This window comes from Brevundimonas sp. GN22 (assembly GCF_054824005.1).
On sequence record NZ_JSYD01000167.1, the window covers coordinates 1 to 752 of the forward strand.

Sequence of the window (752 nt, forward strand, 5' to 3'; positions counted from 1 at the left end):
CGGCCAAGCCGGGCTCGGATCAGTAGGGGCAAGCCGCTCCAGATGATCCGAGGAACACCATGCTGACCTTCCACAACATAGAGCCGCAACCGGTTGCAAAGGCACCGAGCAAACAGGCACAACTAGTCACTCTTCTGCAGCAAGAGGGCGGGGCCACCATGAAGGCCATGACCCTTGCCACAGGCTGGCAGCCGCACTCGGTGCGCGGCGCAATCGCCGGCGTACTGCGCAAAAAGGGCTATCAGGTCCAAAGCCACAATCATGAGGGCACGCGCTACTGGTCGATGAAGACCGAGGTGGCCCAATGAGCGAGATCAAAGCCTTGGTCGCGGCGGTGACGACGATGACCCTAGATGAGGTACGCAAGGTCTGGCGCGAGAGGTTTGGCGAGCCGCCGCCCTTGCGATCGACCGATCTGATGAGAAGGGCGCTGGCTGACCGCTTACAGCAGGAGGGTTCACGCCATCCGCTGGACAAACGTTTGGCGCAACTGGCGGCGCGCCACCGGACTGGATCCAAGCCCACCGTGGTCGCACACAGCTTCAAGACCGGCTCGCTGCTCCAGCGTGAGTGGCACGGCGAGCGCCATCAGGTCGAGGTGGTGGAAGGCGGCTATCTCTGGAAGGGACAGAACCACAAGAGCCTGTCAGCCATTGCCCGCGAGATCACCGGCTCGCGCTGGAACGGGCCGCGCTTCTTTGGTCTGCGGGAGGATCAGGTCTGATCCAAACCAAGACCATTCGCTGCGCCAT

Annotated in this window: 2 protein-coding genes; both read left to right on the forward strand. The window is 62.5% G+C overall.

What is annotated here, in order from left to right; translation table 11 throughout:
• Positions 1–59: 59 nt before the first annotated feature.
• On the forward strand, positions 60–308 hold the full coding sequence (locus OB03_RS14605; protein WP_461344650.1) for a DUF3489 domain-containing protein: 249 nt from the start codon (positions 60–62) through the stop codon (positions 306–308).
• Positions 305–724 (forward strand): DUF2924 domain-containing protein, encoded by a 420-nt coding sequence (locus OB03_RS14610; protein ID WP_461344651.1) that lies wholly within the window; start codon positions 305–307, stop codon positions 722–724. The genes OB03_RS14605 and OB03_RS14610 overlap by 4 nt, the downstream gene beginning before the upstream one ends.
• Positions 725–752: the final 28 nt, after the last annotated feature.

What these genes read in the sequence shown, in the direction of transcription:
- OB03_RS14605 (WP_461344650.1), top strand. Translation starts at nt 60, where the DNA reads ATGCTGACCTTCCACAACATAGAGCCGCAACCGGTTGCAAAGGCACCG.
- OB03_RS14610 (WP_461344651.1), top strand. Translation starts at nt 305, where the DNA reads ATGAGCGAGATCAAAGCCTTGGTCGCGGCGGTGACGACGATGACCCTA.